At 60.8% G+C, this 19,689-nt stretch carries 18 protein-coding genes, 1 pseudogene and 1 riboswitch; of the genes and pseudogenes, 10 read left to right on the forward strand and 9 right to left on the reverse strand.

The annotated features are described in order from the left end of the window. Positions 1-15 precede the first annotated feature (15 nt). Positions 16-1,209 (forward strand): MltA domain-containing protein, encoded by a 1,194-nt coding sequence (locus tag HBO10_RS06565; RefSeq protein ID WP_034128910.1) that lies wholly within the window; start codon positions 16-18, stop codon positions 1,207-1,209. A gap of 124 nt (positions 1,210-1,333) precedes the next feature. Here HBO10_RS06565 and HBO10_RS06570 read toward each other — a convergent pair whose 3' ends face one another. Continuing rightward, a complete protein-coding gene (locus HBO10_RS06570; protein ID WP_034128911.1) occupies positions 1,334-1,720 on the reverse strand; it encodes an MAPEG family protein in 387 nt (128 codons plus the stop codon). A gap of 29 nt (positions 1,721-1,749) precedes the next feature. Then, positions 1,750-2,583, reverse strand: a complete 834-nt coding sequence (locus HBO10_RS06575) for an EamA family transporter (RefSeq protein ID WP_169921956.1) — start codon at positions 2,581-2,583, stop codon at positions 1,750-1,752. Positions 2,584-2,686: 103 nt separating this feature from the next. Between HBO10_RS06575 and HBO10_RS06580 the strand changes: the two genes are divergently transcribed. Next, the gene (locus tag HBO10_RS06580; RefSeq protein WP_034128913.1) at positions 2,687-3,946 is read left to right on the forward strand and encodes a sodium:proton antiporter; all 1,260 of its coding nucleotides are present in this window, start codon (positions 2,687-2,689) and stop codon (positions 3,944-3,946) included. On the opposite strand, the gene HBO10_RS06585 is transcribed toward HBO10_RS06580, so the two are convergent. Continuing rightward, positions 3,940-4,827, reverse strand: a complete 888-nt coding sequence (locus HBO10_RS06585; RefSeq protein WP_034128914.1) for a formate/nitrite transporter family protein — start codon at positions 4,825-4,827, stop codon at positions 3,940-3,942. The genes HBO10_RS06580 and HBO10_RS06585 overlap by 7 nt on opposite strands. Positions 4,828-4,903: 76 nt before the next feature. Beyond that, positions 4,904-5,308, reverse strand: coding sequence for a hotdog domain-containing protein (locus HBO10_RS06590; protein ID WP_034128915.1), 405 nt, complete (start codon positions 5,306-5,308; stop codon positions 4,904-4,906). A gap of 188 nt (positions 5,309-5,496) precedes the next feature. Then, positions 5,497-5,603, forward strand: a riboswitch (S-adenosyl-L-homocysteine riboswitch). 21 nt (positions 5,604-5,624) lie between these two features. On the opposite strand from HBO10_RS06590, the gene ahcY reads away from it, so the two are divergent. The 5 genes and pseudogenes from ahcY to HBO10_RS06615 all read left to right on the forward strand — a co-directional run bounded on the left by ahcY (position 5,625) and on the right by HBO10_RS06615 (position 12,193). After that, complete coding sequence (gene ahcY, locus HBO10_RS06595; RefSeq protein ID WP_034128916.1) at positions 5,625-7,034, forward strand: adenosylhomocysteinase; 1,410 nt, start codon at positions 5,625-5,627, stop codon at positions 7,032-7,034. Between the two features lie 178 nt (positions 7,035-7,212). Continuing rightward, positions 7,213-8,058 (forward strand): methylenetetrahydrofolate reductase [NAD(P)H], encoded by an 846-nt coding sequence (gene metF, locus HBO10_RS06600; protein WP_034129073.1) that lies wholly within the window; start codon positions 7,213-7,215, stop codon positions 8,056-8,058. A 79-nt stretch (positions 8,059-8,137) separates the two neighbouring features. After that, complete coding sequence (locus HBO10_RS06605) at positions 8,138-9,220, forward strand: hypothetical protein (protein WP_034128917.1); 1,083 nt, start codon at positions 8,138-8,140, stop codon at positions 9,218-9,220. Between the two features lie 63 nt (positions 9,221-9,283). Continuing rightward, a pseudogene (locus HBO10_RS06610) lies at positions 9,284-10,087 on the forward strand (transporter substrate-binding domain-containing protein). Between the two features lie 222 nt (positions 10,088-10,309). Continuing rightward, positions 10,310-12,193 (forward strand): DEAD/DEAH box helicase, encoded by a 1,884-nt coding sequence (locus HBO10_RS06615; RefSeq protein ID WP_034128919.1) that lies wholly within the window; start codon positions 10,310-10,312, stop codon positions 12,191-12,193. Between the two features lie 142 nt (positions 12,194-12,335). On the opposite strand, the gene HBO10_RS06620 is transcribed toward HBO10_RS06615, so the two are convergent. Both HBO10_RS06620 and HBO10_RS06625 read right to left on the reverse strand, forming a co-directional pair. Continuing rightward, entirely contained in the window at positions 12,336-12,935 is a 600-nt protein-coding gene (locus HBO10_RS06620) for a YceI family protein (protein ID WP_014720298.1), read from the reverse strand. Positions 12,936-12,967: 32 nt separating this feature from the next. Then, complete coding sequence (locus HBO10_RS06625) at positions 12,968-13,519, reverse strand: cytochrome b (RefSeq protein WP_019817734.1); 552 nt, start codon at positions 13,517-13,519, stop codon at positions 12,968-12,970. Between the two features lie 272 nt (positions 13,520-13,791). On the opposite strand from HBO10_RS06625, the gene HBO10_RS06630 reads away from it, so the two are divergent. Further along, complete coding sequence (locus HBO10_RS06630; protein ID WP_034128920.1) at positions 13,792-15,198, forward strand: adenosylmethionine--8-amino-7-oxononanoate transaminase; 1,407 nt, start codon at positions 13,792-13,794, stop codon at positions 15,196-15,198. A gap of 137 nt (positions 15,199-15,335) precedes the next feature. After that, positions 15,336-16,055 (forward strand): 16S rRNA (uracil(1498)-N(3))-methyltransferase, encoded by a 720-nt coding sequence (locus HBO10_RS06635; protein WP_034128921.1) that lies wholly within the window; start codon positions 15,336-15,338, stop codon positions 16,053-16,055. A 74-nt stretch (positions 16,056-16,129) separates the two neighbouring features. Here HBO10_RS06635 and HBO10_RS06640 read toward each other — a convergent pair whose 3' ends face one another. From HBO10_RS06640 to HBO10_RS06650, 3 genes are read right to left on the reverse strand one after another with little or no spacing between them, the layout of a single operon-like run. Next, on the reverse strand, positions 16,130-17,032 hold the full coding sequence (locus HBO10_RS06640) for a transporter substrate-binding domain-containing protein (RefSeq protein WP_034128922.1): 903 nt from the start codon (positions 17,030-17,032) through the stop codon (positions 16,130-16,132). Between the two features lie 25 nt (positions 17,033-17,057). After that, entirely contained in the window at positions 17,058-17,408 is a 351-nt protein-coding gene (locus HBO10_RS06645; protein ID WP_034128923.1) for a RidA family protein, read from the reverse strand. A gap of 10 nt (positions 17,409-17,418) precedes the next feature. Further along, the gene (locus HBO10_RS06650; RefSeq protein WP_034128924.1) at positions 17,419-18,660 is read right to left on the reverse strand and encodes a D-amino acid dehydrogenase; all 1,242 of its coding nucleotides are present in this window, start codon (positions 18,658-18,660) and stop codon (positions 17,419-17,421) included. A gap of 107 nt (positions 18,661-18,767) precedes the next feature. Here HBO10_RS06650 and HBO10_RS06655 point away from each other — a divergent pair, with 107 nt between their 5' ends. Then, positions 18,768-19,670, forward strand: coding sequence for a LysR family transcriptional regulator (locus HBO10_RS06655; RefSeq protein ID WP_034128925.1), 903 nt, complete (start codon positions 18,768-18,770; stop codon positions 19,668-19,670). The last annotated feature ends 19 nt before the right edge of the window (positions 19,671-19,689 follow it).

Below are 19,689 nucleotides of genomic sequence, written 5' to 3' on the forward strand. Positions count from 1 at the left end.
TCAGGAATTGCTTGCATGAATGTCACCTTCAAACCCTGGGGCCGCCGCCTGGCTTGGGCTCTGCCAATGTTCGCGCTACTGGCCGGCTGCGATGCCGGTAAAGACACCGATAAAGAAGTTGCCCAGGAGCCAACCAAACCTCACGCCGTTGCCACCTATGTGAGCGCACCGTGGGAAGCCCTGCCGAGCGTTTCCGACAGCGACTTGCTCGCCGGGTTTGAATCCTGGCGCAGCGCCTGCCAGCGCCTCAAGGCCGACCCGATCTGGGGCCCAACCTGCGCGACAGCGGCCAGCGTACCGGGCGATGCCGTAGCGGTTCGTAGCTTTCTCAAGGAACACCTGGATGTCTTCGGCCTGCGTTCGGCCAACAACACGCCAAACGGCTTGATCACGGGTTATTACGAGCCGGTCTACCCCGGCAGCCTGACCAAGACCGCCACCGCCCATGTGCCGGTATACGGCGTGCCGGACGACCTGATTGTCGTCAACCTCGAAAGCATCTATCCGGAGCTCAAGGGCAAGCGCCTGCGCGGGCGCCTGGAAGGCCGTGTGCTCAAGCCGTATGACGACGCCAGCACTCTCAACAGCCAAGGCTCCACCGCCAAGCCGATCGCCTGGCTGACCGACCCGATGGACCTGCAGTTCCTGCAAATCCAGGGCTCGGGGCGTATTCAACTGGCCGGCGGGCGTCAACTGCGTGTGGGTTACGGCGACCAGAACGGCTACCCGTACCGCCCTATTGGCCGTTGGCTGGTGGAACAAGGCGAACTGAAAAAAGAAGACGTGACCATGGGCGCCATCAGCGCCTGGGCCAAGGCCCACCCGCAGCGCATTCCAGAACTGCTGGCGAGCAACCCCAGCTACGTATTCTTCAGTGCCCGCCCCGACAGCAACGAAGGCCCACGCGGTTCGCTGAACGTGCCATTGACCGCCGGCTACAGCGTGGCAGTGGATCGCAAGGTAATTCCGCTGGGCAGCCTGTTGTGGTTGTCGACCACCAAACCAGACGGCACGCCACTGGCACGCCCTGTCGCCGCGCAGGATACCGGCGGCGCAATCACCGGAGAAGTGCGCGCAGATCTGTTCTGGGGCACAGGCAATGCCGCAGGCGAGTTGGCGGGGAATATGAAACAGCAAGGGCAGATCTGGATGCTGTGGCCCAAAGGCGCGGCGTTGCCCCAGGTGCCGGATGCGCCTGCCGGAACCTGACAATCACTGGCGCTTTTTGTAGGAGCGAGCTTGCTCGCGAAAAACGCACAGGCGCCGCGCTTACTCAGGAAGCACGCGTTATCGTTGACGTTCTTCGCGAGCAAGCTCGCTCCTACAACACCCCTTACATCGAAACGAAGAAGAAACTCGCAATCAACGCCATACCCACGGCCCACACCAGCGAACGCAAGATCGCCCAGTCCGCCAGGTAGCAGATGATGTACAGCAGGCGGCTGGTGATAAACAGCACTGCCAGCACGTTGATCGTCACCAGTTCGGCGTTGCCGGCCAGGTGCGCAATGATGACTGCAGCGGCAAACGCCGGGGTCACTTCGAAACTGTTGAGTTGCGCGCTATGAGCACGCTTGGCGACGCCTTCCAGGCTATCGAGGAAGGCACGCGGGTCGTGGTTATCCCGTGGCCCGAACTTGCCTGTGCTGAACTTGGCCACACCGGTGCAAATGTACGGCAGAAAGATTGCGATCAATACACACCATAAAGCGACTGTCATCACCGATTCCTTTTAGTTTTATCCGACGGTTAGAGTTTCATCACCAACATGCCAATCAACACCACCCCACAGGCTATGAGCCGTGGACGGCCAAAAGGTTCTTTCAAGTAACGCATACCGAACAGCACCACCAGAATCACACTGACTTCGCGCAGCGCGGCGGCTTCGGCAATCGAGCCCAACTGCATGGCCCAAAGTACCAAAGCGTAGCTCAACAACACGCACAGCCCCACGCTCAAGCCCAACCGCCACTGGGTGCGCCAGAACAGGCTGAAGGCTGCACGCTCGCGCACCAGCGCCAGCAACGGAAACGGCCAGGCGCTGATCAGCGTCAGCCACACCAGGTAATCCAGCGGATGCGACCAGCGCCGCAGCGCCTGCCCGTCCAGAAAGGTGTAGCAGCCGATGCACAGACCAATCAACACCACCACCGGTAGCATCGACCAGGGCAACCGGTCACCGCCGCCGCCCTGCCACAGCAGGCACACCATGCCGAACGGAATCAGCAGAATCCCCAGAATCTGCTGGCTACTCAACACTTCGCCGGCAAACACCAGGGTCAGCACCAGCACCACCAGCGGCGACAAACCGCGCATCAACGGATACACCAGGCCCAGGTCACCCACCCGATAGGCCTGGATCAACAAATAGCGATAGAGCAACTCAAACAACGCAGAAGCAATGATCCACGGCCAGATGTCCAGCGGCGGCAAGGACACGAAGCCCACCGCGAATACCACTAACAGCAGCGCCACACTGTCCATGCAGGCAATGACTAAAAGGCGCTCGCCGCTGAACTTGATCAAGGTGTTCCACGTCGCATGCAACAGCGCCGCTACCAGCACCAGGGCTGTCGCTACCACCAGAACCTCCTTAATTGATACGTCATGTAACAGCACCTGTTTATACTAACTACCGATTCGACGCACCCCGTGCGCCTATATTTCCCTGCTCCAAGGACCCCGGATGCTTGAACTTGTCGCCGCCTTCATCTGCCTCACCACCCTGCTCACTTATGTGAACTTCCGCTTTATCGGCCTGCCGCCCACCATTGGCGTGATGGTCACCGCACTGTTGTTCTCGCTGATCCTGCAAGGCCTGAGCGTGCTCGGCTACCCAGGCCTGGAAGAACGTATCCAGCAGTTGATCGGCCAGATCGACTTCGGCGATTTGCTGATGAACTGGATGCTGTCGTTCCTGCTGTTCGCCGGCGCCTTGCACGTCAACTTGAACGACTTGCGCAGCTACCGCTGGCCCATCGGCCTGCTGGCAACCTTTGGCGTATTGATCGCCACCGTGGTCATCGGCAGCCTGGCGTACTACATCTTCGCCCTGTTTGGCTGGCACGTGAGTTTCCTTTACTGCCTGCTGTTCGGTGCGCTGATATCCCCTACCGATCCCATTGCGGTGCTCGGCGTGCTACGGACCGCCAATGCCTCCAAACCGCTGAAAACCACCATCGTCGGCGAGTCGCTGTTCAATGACGGCACCGCCGTGGTGGTGTTTACCGTGCTGCTGGGTATCGCGCAGTTGGGTGAGACGCCCACCGTGAGCGCCACGGCCATGCTGTTTGCCCACGAAGCCATTGGCGGCGTGCTGTTTGGCGGGCTGATCGGCTATCTCGTGTACCTGATGATCAAGAGCATCGAACAGCACCAGATCGAAGTCATGCTGACCCTCGCCCTGGTGATCGGCGGCTCGGCCATGGCCTCGGAGCTGCATGTGTCCGCACCGATTGCGATGGTGGTCGCGGGGCTGATCATCGGCAACCTGGGGCGCAAACTGGCGATGAACGACATGACGCGTCGCTACCTGGATGGTTTCTGGGAACTGCTCGATGACATGCTCAATGCCTTGCTGTTTGCGCTGATCGGCATGGAGCTGCTGCTACTGCCATTCAACTGGCTGCATGTGTTCGCGGCCAGCCTGCTGGCAGTGGCGATCCTGCTCTCGCGCCTGCTGACCGTGGCCCCGGCGATCCTGTTGCTGCGCCGTTGGCGCACGGTACCGCGCGGCACTATCCGTATCCTTACCTGGGGTGGCTTGCGCGGCGGGGTTTCGGTGGCACTGGCCTTGGCCCTGCCTCTGGGCCCGGAGCGTGACTTGTTGCTGAGCATCACCTACATCGTGGTGCTGTCTTCGATCCTGTTGCAGGGGTTGAGCATCGGCAAGCTGGTCAAGCACGTGACCCGGGACGAACCCCAGGCCACGCCTGAGCATCACTGATCCTTGTTGATCTGCTGCGGATGCCTCGGGTCCGCAGCCTTTTTACCTGGCAGGCTGCTTTCGCTGCGAACCTGCGCATGGCTGATCAACGCGAAGATGAAACTGCCGCCGATGATGTTGCCGGCCAGGGTCGGCCCGGCGAAGACCAGCCAGAAATCCTTCCATGGCAACTCGCCGGCAAATACCAGGTAGGACACTTCGGCTGAACCGACGACGATATGGGTGAAGTCACCCAGAGCCATGAAGTAGGTGATCAGAATGATGATCCACAGCTTGGCACTCTCCATCGACGGGATCATCCAGACCATGGTGGCGATCATCCAACCGGAGACGATGCCCTTGGCGAACATCTGCGCGGGGTCGTTCTCCATGACCTTGCGCCCGATCTCGAGGAAGGCCAGGTCGGTCTTGGTATCGAAGATCGGCAGGTGCAGCATCACGTAAGCCACCAGCAAGGTGCCACACAGGTTGCCCACCAGCACCACTGACCACAGCCGCAACAGACGCCCGGCATTCGCCAGGGTTGGCTTGCTCATCACCGGTAGCACGGCGGTCAGGGTGTTTTCGGTAAACAGTTGCTGGCGTGCCAGGATCACCGCGAGGAAGCCCGCGCAGTAGCCGAAGCTGGCAATTACCTTGAAGGCTTCGCCCTCAGGCAGGCGTGAATTGAGCAGCCCCATGGCCATCAGTGACAAACCCATGGTCAGCCCGGCGGCCAATGCCGACCACCACAACGCGGCGACACTGCGCTCCAGCTCCTGGTCGCCCTGGGTACGAATGATTTCGTGCAATACCGCTGCGCGGGGCGGCTGGTTCTTGTCGACGTCCTGCTGCTCTTCCTGGGACAGGTTGGGGGTCTTGCCGTCTTCTTGCGTAGCCATGGTGATACCTGAACGGGGGGCGATGTTCAGGTACGACCTATGGTTGATGAAGAGCGTTCACTGGTCCTGCGCGGGATTACTCGCTGAGGCCGTCTTCCTGGAACTGATCCTTGACGTACTTGATCTCTGTACGGCCGTGAGGCGCTGGCAAACCGTCTTCGCCGAGGTTGACGAAGACCATTTTTTCTACCGTCAGGATGCTTTTGCGCGTGATCTTGTTACGCACTTCACAGGTCAGGGTAATAGAGGTACGACCAAACTCGGTGGCCGTGATCCCCAGCTCGATGATGTCGCCCTGGCGCGAGGCGCTGACAAAGTTGATTTCCGAGATGTACTTGGTGACCACGCGCTGGTTGCCGAGTTGGACAATGGCGTAGATGGCCGCTTCTTCGTCGATCCAGCGCAACAGGCTGCCGCCGAACAGTGTGCCGTTGGGGTTGAGGTCTTCGGGTTTTACCCATTTGCGGGTGTGGAAGTTCATGGGGGGACGAGCTCCGAGCTGTTTGAACGATAGATTTCACCCCCCAGCTTCAAGTTTCAAGCGACAAGCTGCAAGTAAAAGCCGATTCGCTTTAACTTGCCGCTTGTAGCTTGCCACTTGCCACTTGCCGGTCATAGGCCGTTATAATCGCCCCCGATTCAGAACGGCCACCACCGTTCTCCCGCCACCTGTCCGAGGGGCGCTGCAGCAGGTTCAACCTGTCAGGCTCGGATGGGGCGTTGTCCGGCCTGGTTGCCCTGGCCTGATACTAAACGCACAACGGCGCCCATTCGCACACTACGAATGGAGGCTCTCTATGAGCGCTGTAATGACGCCTGCAGATTTCAACGACTACAAAGTCGCCGACATGTCCCTTGCTGCCTGGGGCCGTCGCGAAACCTTTATCGCCGAATCCGAAATGCCAGCCCTGATGGGCCTGCGTCGCAAGTACGCCGCTGAGCAGCCGCTCAAGGGCGCCAAGATTCTCGGCTGCATCCACATGACTATCCAGACTGCCGTGCTGATCGAAACCCTGGTTGCCCTGGGTGCCGAAGTGCGTTGGTCGTCCTGCAATATCTTCTCGACTCAAGACCAGGCCGCTGCCGCTATCGCTGCTGCCGGTATCCCGGTATTCGCCTGGAAAGGCGAGACCGAAGAAGAGTACGAGTGGTGCCTGGAGCAAACCATCCTCAAAGATGGCGCACCTTGGGATGCCAACATGATCCTTGACGACGGCGGCGACCTCACCGAGTTGCTGCACAAGAAATACCCGCAGATCCTCGACCGCGTCCACGGCGTGACCGAAGAGACCACCACCGGCGTACACCGCCTGCTGGACATGCTGGCCAAGGGCGAGCTGAAAATCCCGGCCATCAACGTCAATGACTCGGTGACCAAGAGCAAGAACGACAACAAGTACGGCTGCCGTCACAGCCTGAACGATGCGATCAAGCGCGGCACCGACCACCTGCTGTCCGGCAAGCAAGCCCTGGTGATCGGCTACGGTGACGTGGGCAAGGGTTCGTCCCAGTCCCTGCGTCAGGAAGGCATGATCGTCAAGGTCTCCGAAGTCGACCCGATCTGCGCCATGCAAGCCTGCATGGACGGTTTCGAAGTGGTTTCGCCGTTCATCAACGGCCAGAACGACGGCACCGAAGCCAGCATCGACAAAGCCCTGCTGGGCAAGATCGACCTGATCGTCACCACCACCGGTAACGTGAATGTGTGCGATGCGAACATGCTCAAGGCCCTGAAGAAGCGCGCCGTTGTCTGCAACATCGGTCACTTCGACAACGAGATCGACACCGCTTTCATGCGCAAGAACTGGGCATGGGAAGAAGTGAAGCCGCAGGTACACAAGGTTCACCGTACCGGCGCTGGTGATTTCGACCCACAGAACGATGACTACCTGATCCTGCTGGCCGAAGGCCGCCTGGTGAACCTGGGCAACGCCACTGGTCACCCAAGCCGCATCATGGATGGCTCGTTCGCCAACCAGGTGCTGGCGCAGATCTTCCTGTTCGAACAAAAGTACGCCGACCTGTCGCCAGCCCAGAAAGCCGAGCGCCTGACTGTGGAAGTACTGCCGAAGAAACTCGACGAAGAAGTGGCCCTGGAAATGGTCCGCGGCTTCGGCGGCGTGGTGACTCAACTGACCAAGACCCAGGCCGACTACATCGGCGTGACGGTTGAAGGCCCGTTCAAGCCGCACGCTTACCGCTACTGATCGGCCTTGCTGGCGCCGGCTCTTCTGTGGGAGCCGGGCTTGCCCGCGATGCAGACGCCTCGGTGTTCCAGTAACACCGAGCTGATGCTATCGCAGGCAAGCCAGCTCCCACAGAAAGCCAGGCACCCGCATCGATTGTGTATGCCTTCCAGGCTTTCGAGTTTCCAAGGGTATGACCATGTCCCAAGACCGTCGCTACAGCTTCGAGTTCTTCCCGACCAAGACCGATGCTGGGCATGAAAAACTGATGGCAACTGCCAAGCAGTTGGCCAGCTTCAGCCCTGACTTCTTCTCCTGCACCTACGGCGCTGGCGGTTCGACCCGTGATCGCACGATCAACACCGTGTTGCAGCTTGAAAGTGAGGTCAAAGTTCCCGCCGCTCCGCATTTGTCCTGCGTGGGCGACAGCAAGGCCGACCTGCGTAGCCTGCTGACCCAATACAAAGCCGCCGGCATCAAGCGCATCGTTGCCCTGCGTGGCGACCTGCCATCGGGTATGGGCATGGCCAGCGGTGAGCTGCGCTACGCCAACGACCTGGTGAGCTTCATCCGCGAAGAAAGTGGCGATCACTTCCATGTCGAAGTAGCCGCTTACCCGGAGATGCACCCCCAGGCGCGCAATTTCGAAGACGATTTGCAGAACTTCGTGCGCAAGGCCAATGCCGGCGCCGACAGCGCGATCACCCAGTATTTCTTCAACGCCGACAGCTACTTTTACTTCGTCGAGCGTGTACGGGCGATGGGCGTGAACATCCCGATCGTGCCGGGCATCATGCCGATCACCAATTACAGCAAGCTGGCGCGCTTCTCCGACGCCTGCGGTGCCGAGATCCCGCGCTGGGTGCGCAAGCAACTGGAAGCCTATGGCGATGACGTCAAAAGCATCCAGGCGTTCGGCGAGCAGGTCATCACCGAGATGTGTGAGCAATTGTTGCAAGGTGGTGCACCAGGGTTGCATTTCTATACCCTGAACCAGGCTGAACCCAGCCTTGCCATCTGGAACAACCTCAAGCTGCCACGTTAACGCTTGACCGGTTGTACCAAGGCCCTCGTTCTGACGAGGGCCTTTGTCGTTTTACGTTACCCACGGAACCACGCAGTCCATGAATACAGTGCCCTCGACGTCCCGCCCGCAACTGGTCTACCTGGTCTTCGGCGCCGACACCTACCATCAGGAAGCCGTATTCAGCATCGCCAGCGCACTGGCATTCCTGCAGGACACGCCGGACGCGAACATCGACATTCAGGTATTCAGCGACAACCCCGAACCCTATCGCTTGCTGCCGGTGCGCGTCCGCCCGCTGGACGAGGCCACCCGCAAACGCTGGAGCGAGCCCCACGGCTATCACTTTCGCACCAAACACGTGGTGCTGCGCCAGGTGCTGCAAGAATCCCCGGTAGCATTGCTCATCGACACCGACACCTTCTTCCATCATTCGCCCATGGCCCTGTTCGAACGCGTACAGCCCGGCACCCTGCTGTGCAACGCTTTCTACACCAAGTACGGCGACAATCACGAAAGCATCCTCTACACCGCCCTGCGCCAGCGCCTGCTGGACATGGGCGTGGCCGACGATGACATGATGACCCTCAACTCCGGCGTCATGGGCCTGACCCAACAGGATGCGCACATCCTCGACCACTCCATCGAGTTGATGGATGAACTGTTCCCCCACGCCCAGGGCGCCTACACCCTGGAAGAGTTCTGCCTGTCCATCGCCGCCTACCGTACCCTCAAGGTGCGCGAGTGCCCGGACCTGATCCACCACTACTGGAGCCGCAAACAGCTGTTCCGGGCCAAGGTCAAGGCGTGGATCGCCAAGCACGCCAGCGCGCCCACCAGTGTGCAAGCCCTGGCCGATACGCGCCAAGTCTCCTCGCACCTGCCGCGCCCGCCGCGTTTGCAGCGTTTGATGTACAAGCTGATCACCCTGCTGCTGCCCAAGCATCAGCAACAGTTCATCCGCGAGATTCTCTACGGCTGCTACGAACACGAAAACGAGTTCGACCAGGCGTGCGGCCCGGTTTGGTGGGACAAGGCCCGACAAAACCAGGAAGAACGCCAGAAGCGCCCGATTGATGCCCACCAGTTGGAACACTGGTTCGCCAACCCCGTGGTGCGTTTGATTCTGGGTGAGCGCCGGGCCGCGATCCACGAACACCTGCTGAACGCTCCCGCGAAGTAAGACCGCCCGCCAATGCGCGTGCCAGAGCTTCTCTTTCTTCGGGGAGCGTCGTAACCTCAGGGTATGCCCGTCCTCTTCAAGCTGTTGACCGCTGTGCTGTTTTCTTGCCTGAGCCTGGCCGCTCATGGCGAGAAACTGCGCATTGTCACCGAACCCTGGGCGCCCTATGTCTACGAAGACAACGGCACCATGGCCGGCCTGGATTATGAAACCACCCTGATCGTGTTCCAGCGCCTGGGGGTGGAGGTGCAATGGCAGTTCCTGCCCTGGAAGCGCTGATTGGCGATGCTCGAGCAGGGCCACGCCGACGGCGCGCTGGATATCTTTCACAGCCAGGAGCGCGACGCGTTGCTGCTCTATCCCAGCGAGCCGTTGTCGGAAGTCGAATTTGTCTTGTTCTATGCCAACGAACGCCCTCACCCCGCCGCCACGCTCGACGACCTGCGCGGCCTGACCGTTGGCGTTTCCCCTGGCTACCTTTATGGCGACGCGTTCAGTAAGTCCAACACCTTCCAGCGCGAACCCGCCCCCAGCCATGAAGCCAACTTTGGCAAACTCATGCTGGGGCGCGTCGATATGGTGGTGACTGACCGGCGCGTGGGGCACCACGTGCTCAAGGCCCTGGGCCTGGAAGGTAAAGTCAGCCAGGCATCGGTGGTGGTCAGCCGCCAGCAGCAATTTCTTGCGGTACGCCGTGGCGCAGGCATGGACCTGCTGGTGCAACGCTTTGCCGCCGAGCTCAAGCGCTTCAAGCAAGAGCCCGCCTATGCCACATTGAGCGCCAAATATGGCCGGATGCACGAGCAAACGGCACCCATACCAGCCCCCGAACACGCCGTTGAGCAGCAGGAAAGCAGCGCGCAGTGATTGCTCTGTTATACTGCGGCCTTTCCGCCAGGCTTACGCCCGGCCGCTCGGGTCTTGAAAACGGCACCCAACCCAGCTACTGCGCAGCTTTGCAGCCCGCGCGAGCCGGTGGAGTGCCCGCCAGACGCAGCAGGACCGGACGGGGTTGCGCTCCCCTAAGCGCCATTCACGCCCGGCAAGATTATCCCTTTGGGCCAAGCCCTAACTAAAACAGGATTACTCATGTCCTTTGCTTCCCTCGGTCTCTCCGAGGCTTTAGTCCGCGCCATCGAGGCAGCGGGCTATACCGAGCCTACTCCGGTGCAACAGCGGGCCATTCCCGCCGTGTTGCAAGGTCGCGACCTGATGGTCGCGGCTCAGACAGGTACTGGTAAAACCGGCGGTTTCGCCCTACCGATCCTGGAGCGGTTGTTTCCCAACGGTCACCCGGACAAATCCCAACGTCACGGCCCGCGCCAACCGCGTGTACTGGTCCTGACCCCAACCCGCGAACTCGCCGCTCAGGTGCACGACAGCTTCAAGCTGTATGCCCGCGACTTGAAGTTCGTCAGCGCCTGCATCTTCGGCGGCGTCGGCATGAACCCTCAGGTTCAGGCCATGTCCCGTGGCGTCGATGTACTGGTGGCCTGCCCGGGTCGCTTGCTCGACCTGTGCGGCCAAGGCAGCGTCGATTTGTCCCACGTGGAAATCCTCGTGCTGGACGAAGCCGACCGCATGCTCGACATGGGCTTTGTCCATGACGTGAAAAAGGTCCTCGCCCGCCTGCCGGCCAAACGTCAGAACCTGCTGTTCTCGGCAACGTTCTCCAACGACATCACCGCCCTGGCCGGCAAGCTGCTGCACAACCCGGAGCGCATCGAAGTCACGCCGCCCAACACCACGGTCGAGCGTATCGAGCAACGCGTGTTCCGCCTTGCCGCCAGCCACAAGCGCTCGCTGCTGGCGCACCTGATCACCCAGGGTGCCTGGGAACAGGTGCTGGTATTCACCCGCACCAAGCACGGCGCCAACCGCCTGGCCGAGTACCTGGACAAGCACGGCCTCACCGCCGTCGCCATCCACGGCAACAAGAGCCAGAACGCGCGCACCAAAGCCCTGGCCGACTTCAAGGCCGGCAGCGTGCGTATCCTGGTGGCCACCGATATCGCCGCACGCGGCCTGGATATCGACCAGTTACCACACGTGGTCAACTTCGAGCTGCCAAACGTCGATGAAGACTATGTGCACCGTATCGGCCGTACGGGCCGTGCCGGTCGTTCGGGCGAGGCCATTTCGCTGGTCGCGCCGGACGAAGAAAAACTGCTGAAAAGCATCGAGCGCATGACCAAGCAGAAAATCGCCGATGGCGACCTGATGGGCTTCGATGCCAGCGCCGTGGAGGCCGAGAAGCCAGAAGCGCGCGAGCGTCCGGATGTGCGCAACCCTCGCAACCCACGGGGTCCGAAGGGCGATGGCCCGAACGGCGGCGGTGGTGGCGGTGGTCGTCGCGACAAAGGCAAGGACAAGGGCAAGGAAAAATCCGCGACCAGCAGCCGTGGCGAACGCCCGGCTCGTGAGCAGAAGCCCCGTGAAGGCACCCCGGCCCGCGAACAGCGCCAGCCGAGCCAGCCGCCACGCGCCGCGGCCGACCGCGCCCCGGACGAGTTCCTTGACGACGATATCGATAACTTCGGTAACCGCGTCGACTACGTGCCCCAGGCCAAACCGGCCCAGGGCCGTGGCCGTCGTCCAGGGGCTCCTGCCCAGGGCACAGGCGCTCCACGTAGCGGCCAGCCACAGGGCGGTCGCCAGAACGCCCCGCGCAACAGCAGCGGCGGCACCACCGGTACCCCGCCTGCCAAGCGCAGCGGCCCGCGCAATGGCGCACCGCGTGACGGCCAGGCCCGTCGCGAAGATTCACGCAGCAACAACCGCCGCCCTGCCCGTGACGATCAGCCTCGCTCGTCCGAGCCTGCAGTACAAAACCCACGGGGTGGCCCGGCGCCGAAGATCATCCACAAGGAGTCGAAAGCGGATCGCTTCCCGACACCTGAGCAGTTGGATCAACTGCCAGGCCGCCCTCGTGGTGAGAAACCAGCGCTGCTGACTCGCAACCGCGAAGCATAAAAAAAACCCGTATCGTGAGATACGGGTTTTTTTTGCCTGTAGGAGCTAGCTCGCGAAGGTCGTCAACGATAACGCGGGCATCCTGGTTTAACGCGGTGTCCTTGCGGCCTTCGCGAGCAAGCTCGCTCCTACATACGAAGCATTACTTCGCTTTCACACCTTCAAACGTGATGTACAACTGCACGTTGTCAGACTGTGGACCTACGTCCATGCCGTCTTTGTTGAATTCCTTGCGGCTGATGTTGGTGGTGCCTTCGAAGCCGGCACGGTAGCCGCCCCATGGATCCTTGCCTTCGCCCAGGAACGTGGCTTTGACCAGGATCGGCTTGGTCACGCCGTGGAAGGTCAGGTCCCCGGTCACATCAGCAGTCAGCTTGCCATCAGCATTTTTGCCAGTTGGCTTGACGCTGGTGGAAACGAACTTGGCATCAGGGAATTTGCCCGACTCCAGGAAGTCCTTGCTGTTGACGTGCTTGTCGCGCTCGGCGTGGTTGGAGAACACGCTGGCAGTACGCACGTTGACTTCAATCTTGGCGTCTTCGGGCTTGGCGGCGTCAAAGCTGAACTTGCCATCCAGGTCCTTGAAGGTACCGGTGATGTAGCTGTAACCCAGGTGGCTGATTTTGAAATCGACGAAGGCGTGCTGGCCTTCCTTGTCGATCACGTAGTCAGCGGCCATCGCCGAACCTGCGGACAGCAGGGCAGAACCGATTGCCAGCGCAGCGAGTGTTTTTTTCAACATGCTTTCTATTCCTTGTGAGTCGAGGTTGAACATCAGGCTTTGCGTCCCAGCATTCGCGCAAGGGTCGCATCACGATCGATAAAATGGTGTTTCAGTGCCGCCACGCCGTGCAAGCCAGCGAAGACCACCAACACCCAGGCGAGGTACAGGTGCACCCAACCGGCGGTATCTGCCTGGTCCGGTAGACCGGAAACCACGGCAGGAATTTCAAACAGGCCAAACACCGGAATACCGACACCGTCTGCGGTGGAAATCAGGTAACCGGCAATCATCACGGCAAACAGCCCGACATAAAGAAACGCGTGCCCAAATGCGGCACCGATCCGCGTCATGCGGCTATAGGTGGCCAGCGGCGGAGGCGGCGGGCTGACCAGGCGCCAGACGATCCGTACCAGCATGATGGCGAACAGCGTGATGCCAATGCTCTTGTGCAAGTCGGGCGCATCTTTGCGCCAGGCGCTGTAGTAATCGAGTCCGACCATCCACAAGCCCAAGGCAAATAAACCGAACACCACCAGGGCTACACCCCAGTGCAGAACCATGCTGACCCAACCATAGCGGGCCGGCGAATTACGTAGCTGCATGTACTTAATCCCGTAAGAACTGTGCCCAAGACTAGCGCTTTACCTATCGAATTAAAGCGGAAAATTTTGCTTTGAAATATCGAAAAATACGATAACGAGGCTAGGCATCATAAATTAACAAGGGATTAAGACTATCCCTGGGAAACGTGACAGACCGTCCTGCATTTACCGCGAATTTCCCCACAATGGCTTGTGACCCAAGCCACCATTGCATAGGCTTGCGCGATTGTTTCGCCTGCGCCCGCCGCAGGACCGCTTCGAGGAGATCACCGATGGGCTTGAATAACCAGTGGATGCAACGCGACCTCGCGGTGCTGTGGCATCCCTGCACCCAGATGAAAGACCACCAGCAATTGCCCCTGGTGCCCATCAAGCGCGGTGAAGGCGTATGGCTGGAAGACTTCGAAGGCAAGCGCTACCTCGATGCCGTCAGTTCCTGGTGGGTCAACGTATTCGGCCACGCCAACCCACGGATCAACCAGCGTATCAAGGATCAGGTCGATCAGCTGGAGCACGTGATCCTCGCCGGTTTCAGCCATCAACCGGTGATCGAGCTGTCCGAACGCCTGGTCGCGATGACGCCCGAAGGGCTGACCCGCTGCTTCTACGCCGATAACGGTTCGTCCTGCATCGAAGTGGCGCTGAAGATGAGCTTCCACTACTGGCTCAACCGCGGCCAGCCGAACAAAAAGCGCTTCGTCACCCTCACCAACAGCTACCACGGCGAAACCATCGCCGCGATGTCGGTGGGCGACGTGCCGCTGTTTACCGAGACCTACAAGGCGTTGCTGCTCGACACTATCAAGGTGCCGAGCCCGGACTGCTACCTGCGCCCCGAAGGCATGAGCTGGGAAGAACACTCGCGCAACATGTTCCTGGCGATGGAGCAGACCCTGGCCGAGCATCACGACACCGTCGCTGCCGTGATCGTCGAGCCGCTGATCCAGGGTGCCGGTGGCATGCGCATGTACCACCCCGTGTACCTCAAGCTGCTGCGCGAAGCCTGCGACCGCTATGGCGTGCACTTGATCCACGACGAGATCGCCGTGGGCTTTGGCCGCACCGGCAGCATGTTCGCCTGTGAACAGGCCGGCATCCGCCCGGACTTCCTGTGCCTGTCCAAGGCGCTCACCGGCGGTTACCTGCCACTGGCCGCCGTGGTCACCACCGAAGAGGTCTACAGCGCCTTCTACGACGACTACCCGACCCTGCGTGCCTTCCTGCACTCCCACAGCTACACAGGCAACCCGCTGGCCTGTGCGGCGGCGTTGGCGACGCTGGATATCTTTGAAGAAGACAACGTCATCGAAAACAACAAGGCCCTGGCCCAGCGCATGGCGACCGCCACCGCGCACTTGGTCGACCATCCTCACGTGTCCGAAGTGCGCCAGACCGGCATGGTGCTGGCTATCGAGATGGTGCAGGACAAAGCCACCAAGGCCGCCTACCCGTGGCAGGAGCGCCGTGGCCTGAAGGTCTTCGAGCACGCGCTGGAGCGCGGGGCGCTGTTGCGGCCACTGGGCAGCGTGGTGTATTTCCTGCCGCCGTATGTGATTACCCCGGAGCAGATCGACTTTCTGGCCGAGGTGGCCAGCGAGGGGATAGATATCGCCACCAACAGCAAGGTCAGTGTGGCGGTGCCCAAAGATTTTCACCCGGGCTTCCGTGATCCGGGTTGATTGCCGAAATCCTTGTAGGAGCGAGCTTGCTCGCGAAGGCATTCCAGGCGCACCGCTGCGTCGGATGTACATTTTTCGCGAGCAAGAACTAGGCGTCCCCCTCGCTCCTACATAAACAACCTCTTCAGAGAACAGACATGAGACTGTCCCGCTTTTTCACCGACACCCCGCTGAGTCTCGGTGACCACGAACTGCCCGAAGCCCAGGCGCATTACATCAGCCGTGTGCTGCGCATGAGTGAAGGCGATGCCGTGCAATTGTTCGATGGCTCCGGCCAGGAGTTTCGTGGCACCTTGCTGGAAGTCGGTAAAAAACGCGTCACCGTGCAACTCACGGATAGCTTTGCCGGCCAGGCCGAATCGCCCCTGCATATTCACCTCGGCCAGGGCCTGTCCCGGGGCGAGCGCATGGATTGGGCGATCCAGAAGGCCACTGAACTGGGCGTCAATGCCATCACACCGATCTTCAGCGAGCGCTGCGAAGTGCGCCTCAAGGACGAACGCGCCGACAAGCGCTTGCTGCACTGGCGCCAGGTGGCAATCAGTGCGTGTGAGCAATGTGGGCGTTCGACGGTGCCGGTGATTCACCCCCCGCTCTTGCTGGCAGACTGGCTCAAGCAAACCGAGGCGGATTTGAAGCTGGTGCTGCACCCGGTGGCAGAACCGATGATCAGCCACGCCAAGCCATCGAGCCTGGCGTTCTTGATCGGCCCCGAGGGTGGGCTCACCGACAATGAAGTCGAGACCGCCCAGGGCGCCGGCTACCACGCCGCTCGCCTCGGCCCGCGGGTGTTGCGTACCGAGACCGCGCCCGTCGTCGCACTATCCATCGCCCAACAACTCTGGGGCGACTTCTAACCTCACCCTGTAAACCCAATCAACTGTGGGAGCTGGCTTGCCTGCTCCCACAGTTTTATCGGGTTACCCCAGGCTTACTCCACTGGGTCACTCACCGGCTTGGCGATGATCGCTTTCAACTCGCTGGTCATCGGGAACTCCAGGTTCAAGCCCTTGGGCGGAATCGGCTGCTCGAACCAGCGCTGGTAAATCCCGTTGATCTCTCCCGAGCGGTACAGCTCGCCCAGGGTTTCGTTGACCACCGCGAGAAACTGCGGGTCATCCTTGCGCACCATGCAGCTGTAGATCTCCCGCGACTGCTCCTCGCCGACGACCACCCAGTGATGCGGGTCCTTGGCCTTGGCGCGCTCGCCGTAGAGCAACGCGTCGTCCATATAGAACGCTACCGCCCGGCCAGTCTCGAGCATCTTGAACGCTTCGCCATGGTCCTTGGCGCTGATCACGAACATATTGGCTTTGTGTTCAGCGTTATAACTTTTGAGAAAGCGCTCATTGGTGGTGCCGGCAGTGGTCACCACATTCTTGCCCGCAAGGTCGGCAAAGCCTTTGATCCCGCTGTCCTTGGCCGTGAGCAACTGGCCCTTTACGTAGATAAACTCGTAGGAGAATGCCACCTGCTTCTGGCGCTCAGCCGTCACGCCGGTGGACCCGCACTCCAGGTCGACAGTGCCGTTCTGCACCAGCGGGATGCGGGTTTGGGACGTCACCAGGTTGTACTTCACCTTGAGGTCGCCCACTGCGGTTTTCTGCTGAATACGCTCGACAATCCTGTTTGCCAGGTCCACCGAGTAGCCCATCGGTTTACCACTGTTATCCCCCACGTAGGAAAACGGCACCGACGCATCGCGGTAGCCAAGGGTGATGGACTTGGCGCTGGCGATCTTGCTCAAAGTGCCCTCCAGTGGCGCTTCGGTTGCATGGGCCTGTGCGCTCAACAAAAGCCCCAGCGCGCAGCCGGTCAACAGGATTGTTTTCATTGTTATTCTCCGTGGGTCTTTGAGGTTATTTACGGACTGCAATCACGCTGATTTCCACCAGCACACTCGGCCGCGCCAGCTCTGCTTGCAAGGTAGTGCGCGTGGGCGCCATGCCTGGCGAGAGCCATGCGGACCAGACTTCATTCATCGGCGTAAAACCGGCAGCGATGTCCTTCAGGTAGATCGTCGCGTTGAGCAAGTGGTCCTTATCGCTGCCCGCCTCGGCCAACAGCGTATCAATCCTGGCCAGCACTTCCCGGGTCTGGGTGGCCACATCCAGGCCGTCGCCGGGCACCTGGCCCGAAAGGAACACCAGTTCCTTGAACGTCACGGCACCGCTGAGTCGTTCGTTGCTGTTGATTCGGGTAATGGTCACGGCTGCATCCTCAAGCGGCGCGGGGCGTCAGGCCCTGCATATCAATGGAAGGGGTGCGCTGGTCGATCAATTCGGCCAGCAATTGGCCGCTGCCGCAGGCCAGGGTAAAGCCAAGCGCGCCGTGGCCCAGGTTCAGCCACAGGTTGCGATAGCGACTGGCGCCAATCAGCGGCACGCCCGTTGGCGTGGCCGGGCGCATGCCAGCCCATTCGAGCGCGTGTGCGTAGTCAGCTGCATGGGGAAATGTCTCTACTGCCTGGCGCTTTATCAACGCCAAGCGCGAAGGCTCAAGGCCGGCATCGAATCCCACAATATCCACCATGGCCGCGACCCGTAGTTGCTCGCCGAGGCGCGCGTAGACGATCTTGCGGTCGTAGTCGGTGATGCTCACATTCGGCGCCTTGTGTTGCGGGCCAATCGGCGCGCTCAAGCTGTAGCCCTTGAGCGGGTATAAGGGCAGTGACAGCCCCGGCAGTGCCAACTCAGCGCTGCGATAACCGGCCGCCAGGACCAGTTGCTCGACTGGCATCACCTCATCACCCAGTTCGATGGCCTGCACCGCACCGCCAGCATGGCGCAGCCCGGTGACCTTGCGCCCGAGCAAGAACCTGCAACGCCCCGACGCCTCAAGCCGGGCCGCCAATTGCCGGCAAAAAGCGTGGCAATCCCCCACTTCCTCGTTCGGCGTGTAGATGCCGCCGACAAAGCCACCGGCCGCCAGTGCGGGCTCCAGGCGAGCGCACTCAACAGACGACAACACCTGTTGCTGCAGGAAATTTGTGACCTTGGCGCGGGCATGTTCGAAGGTGCTGGTACTGCGAAACATCACCAGCTTGCCGTTGCGCCGCCAGTCGAAGCCGCCCAGGCGATCATCCTCGCGCCACTGCTGTAACGTGCCCTGACTCAGGGTAGCCAAGCGCAGAAGATGGGCACCGTTACGCGTGTTGACCGAACCTCGGCAAGCGCCGATAAAGGCCGCCATCCAGCGCCATTGCTGTGGGTCAAGGCGGGGTCGCAACTTCAAGGGCGAGTCGCCCCGCAGCAACCACCCGATTGCCTGCAAGGGCACGCCCGCGTCGGCCAGTGGCGCAACATAGCGATAGGACAGTTGTCCACCGTTGGCAAAACTGGTTTCGCTGCCCAAGGTACCACGGGCATCGATCAGCGTGACCTCATGGCCAGCCCGCACCAACGCATAAGCGCTGGCCAAGCCGATAACCCCACCGCCGATGATGCAAACCTGCCTGGCCATCCCAGCCCCCAACCGTTGATTAAGAGCGCTCAGCGTAGAGCCAGGTGACAGGTCACCGACAATGAATAAAGATGGCTCACCTATAAACAAAGGTTATGGGACTCCCCATGCGCTTGCGTCATATCGAAATCTTCCAGGCCATCCGTCAGACCGGCTCCATCAGTGCCGCCGCGCAGTTGCTGCACGTCTCGCAACCGGCGGTGACCAAAGTGCTGCAGCACGCCGAGCTGCAGTTGGGCTTTGCGTTATTCCTGCGGGTACGGGGTAAATTGCAACCCACCCCGGAAGCCCTGGCGCTGGAACGCGAAGTCGAGAAAGTCAGCGCAAGCCTGCAAGGCGTGCGGCGCCTGGCGAAAAGTTTGCGCCGCGAACCGGGACAAAGCATTCGCATCGGCGCAATCCCGGCGCTGGCGCTGGCGCTGCTACCGCCGGCGGTCCTGGAATGGAAGCGCGATTACCCGGACATTGCCTGTGAACTGTCCAGTGACCATAGCCACGAGCTGGTGCAAAAGCTGTTGATGCGCGAGATCGACCTGGCGCTGACGCTCAACTTTTCCGGGCATCCGGGGCTTACCACTCAAGTATTGGCCAACGGGGTGTTGGTGGCATTGGCGTCCAAAGGCTATTGGCCCGATGCCGAACGGCATCAGCCCCTGCCGTTGGCCGAACTGGCCGGCGCGCCCTTGATCGGCCTCTCCAGCGCTGACCCGCTGGCCGCCAAGCTGGAGAGTTATCTGGAAAGCGTCGACCCGCCACCACGCGTGACGATCTCGGTGCAGACCTATTCACTGGCCCGCGCGATGGTCGAATCCGGCGCGGGCCTGACCGTGATCGATCCGTTCACAGCATTGGGTGCTTCAACGGCCACCACCCATATCCGAACGCTCACCCCGCCGCTGCCGATCACCCTCTACGCGCTGACCCGTGCCAACGAACCTCCACCGCATATGCTGGCCAAGTTGCTAGAGATTTTTGGTCGCCGCGCCCAGGTGCTACTGGAACGCCTTTAAGTGTGGGAGCCGGGCTTGC

The sequence above is a fragment of the Pseudomonas sp. WS 5503 genome (assembly GCF_012985385.1).
GTDB classification, from domain to species: Bacteria; Pseudomonadota; Gammaproteobacteria; order Pseudomonadales; family Pseudomonadaceae; genus Aquipseudomonas; species Aquipseudomonas paracarnis.

What these genes read in the sequence shown, in the direction of transcription:
- HBO10_RS06615 (WP_034128919.1), top strand. Translation starts at nt 10,310, where the DNA reads ATGTCCTTTGCTTCCCTCGGTCTCTCCGAGGCTTTAGTCCGCGCCATC.
- ahcY (WP_034128916.1), top strand. Translation starts at nt 5,625, where the DNA reads ATGAGCGCTGTAATGACGCCTGCAGATTTCAACGACTACAAAGTCGCC.
- HBO10_RS06620 (WP_014720298.1), bottom strand. Translation starts at nt 12,935, where the DNA reads ATGTTGAAAAAAACACTCGCTGCGCTGGCAATCGGTTCTGCCCTGCTG.
- HBO10_RS06605 (WP_034128917.1), top strand. Translation starts at nt 8,138, where the DNA reads ATGAATACAGTGCCCTCGACGTCCCGCCCGCAACTGGTCTACCTGGTC.
- HBO10_RS06570 (WP_034128911.1), bottom strand. Translation starts at nt 1,720, where the DNA reads ATGACAGTCGCTTTATGGTGTGTATTGATCGCAATCTTTCTGCCGTAC.
- HBO10_RS06635 (WP_034128921.1), top strand. Translation starts at nt 15,336, where the DNA reads ATGAGACTGTCCCGCTTTTTCACCGACACCCCGCTGAGTCTCGGTGAC.
- HBO10_RS06640 (WP_034128922.1), bottom strand. Translation starts at nt 17,032, where the DNA reads ATGAAAACAATCCTGTTGACCGGCTGCGCGCTGGGGCTTTTGTTGAGC.
- HBO10_RS06630 (WP_034128920.1), top strand. Translation starts at nt 13,792, where the DNA reads ATGGGCTTGAATAACCAGTGGATGCAACGCGACCTCGCGGTGCTGTGG.
- HBO10_RS06625 (WP_019817734.1), bottom strand. Translation starts at nt 13,519, where the DNA reads ATGCAGCTACGTAATTCGCCGGCCCGCTATGGTTGGGTCAGCATGGTT.
- HBO10_RS06590 (WP_034128915.1), bottom strand. Translation starts at nt 5,308, where the DNA reads ATGAACTTCCACACCCGCAAATGGGTAAAACCCGAAGACCTCAACCCC.
- HBO10_RS06655 (WP_034128925.1), top strand. Translation starts at nt 18,768, where the DNA reads ATGCGCTTGCGTCATATCGAAATCTTCCAGGCCATCCGTCAGACCGGC.
- HBO10_RS06650 (WP_034128924.1), bottom strand. Translation starts at nt 18,660, where the DNA reads ATGGCCAGGCAGGTTTGCATCATCGGCGGTGGGGTTATCGGCTTGGCC.
- metF (WP_034129073.1), top strand. Translation starts at nt 7,213, where the DNA reads ATGTCCCAAGACCGTCGCTACAGCTTCGAGTTCTTCCCGACCAAGACC.
- HBO10_RS06580 (WP_034128913.1), top strand. Translation starts at nt 2,687, where the DNA reads ATGCTTGAACTTGTCGCCGCCTTCATCTGCCTCACCACCCTGCTCACT.
- HBO10_RS06585 (WP_034128914.1), bottom strand. Translation starts at nt 4,827, where the DNA reads ATGGCTACGCAAGAAGACGGCAAGACCCCCAACCTGTCCCAGGAAGAG.
- HBO10_RS06565 (WP_034128910.1), top strand. Translation starts at nt 16, where the DNA reads ATGAATGTCACCTTCAAACCCTGGGGCCGCCGCCTGGCTTGGGCTCTG.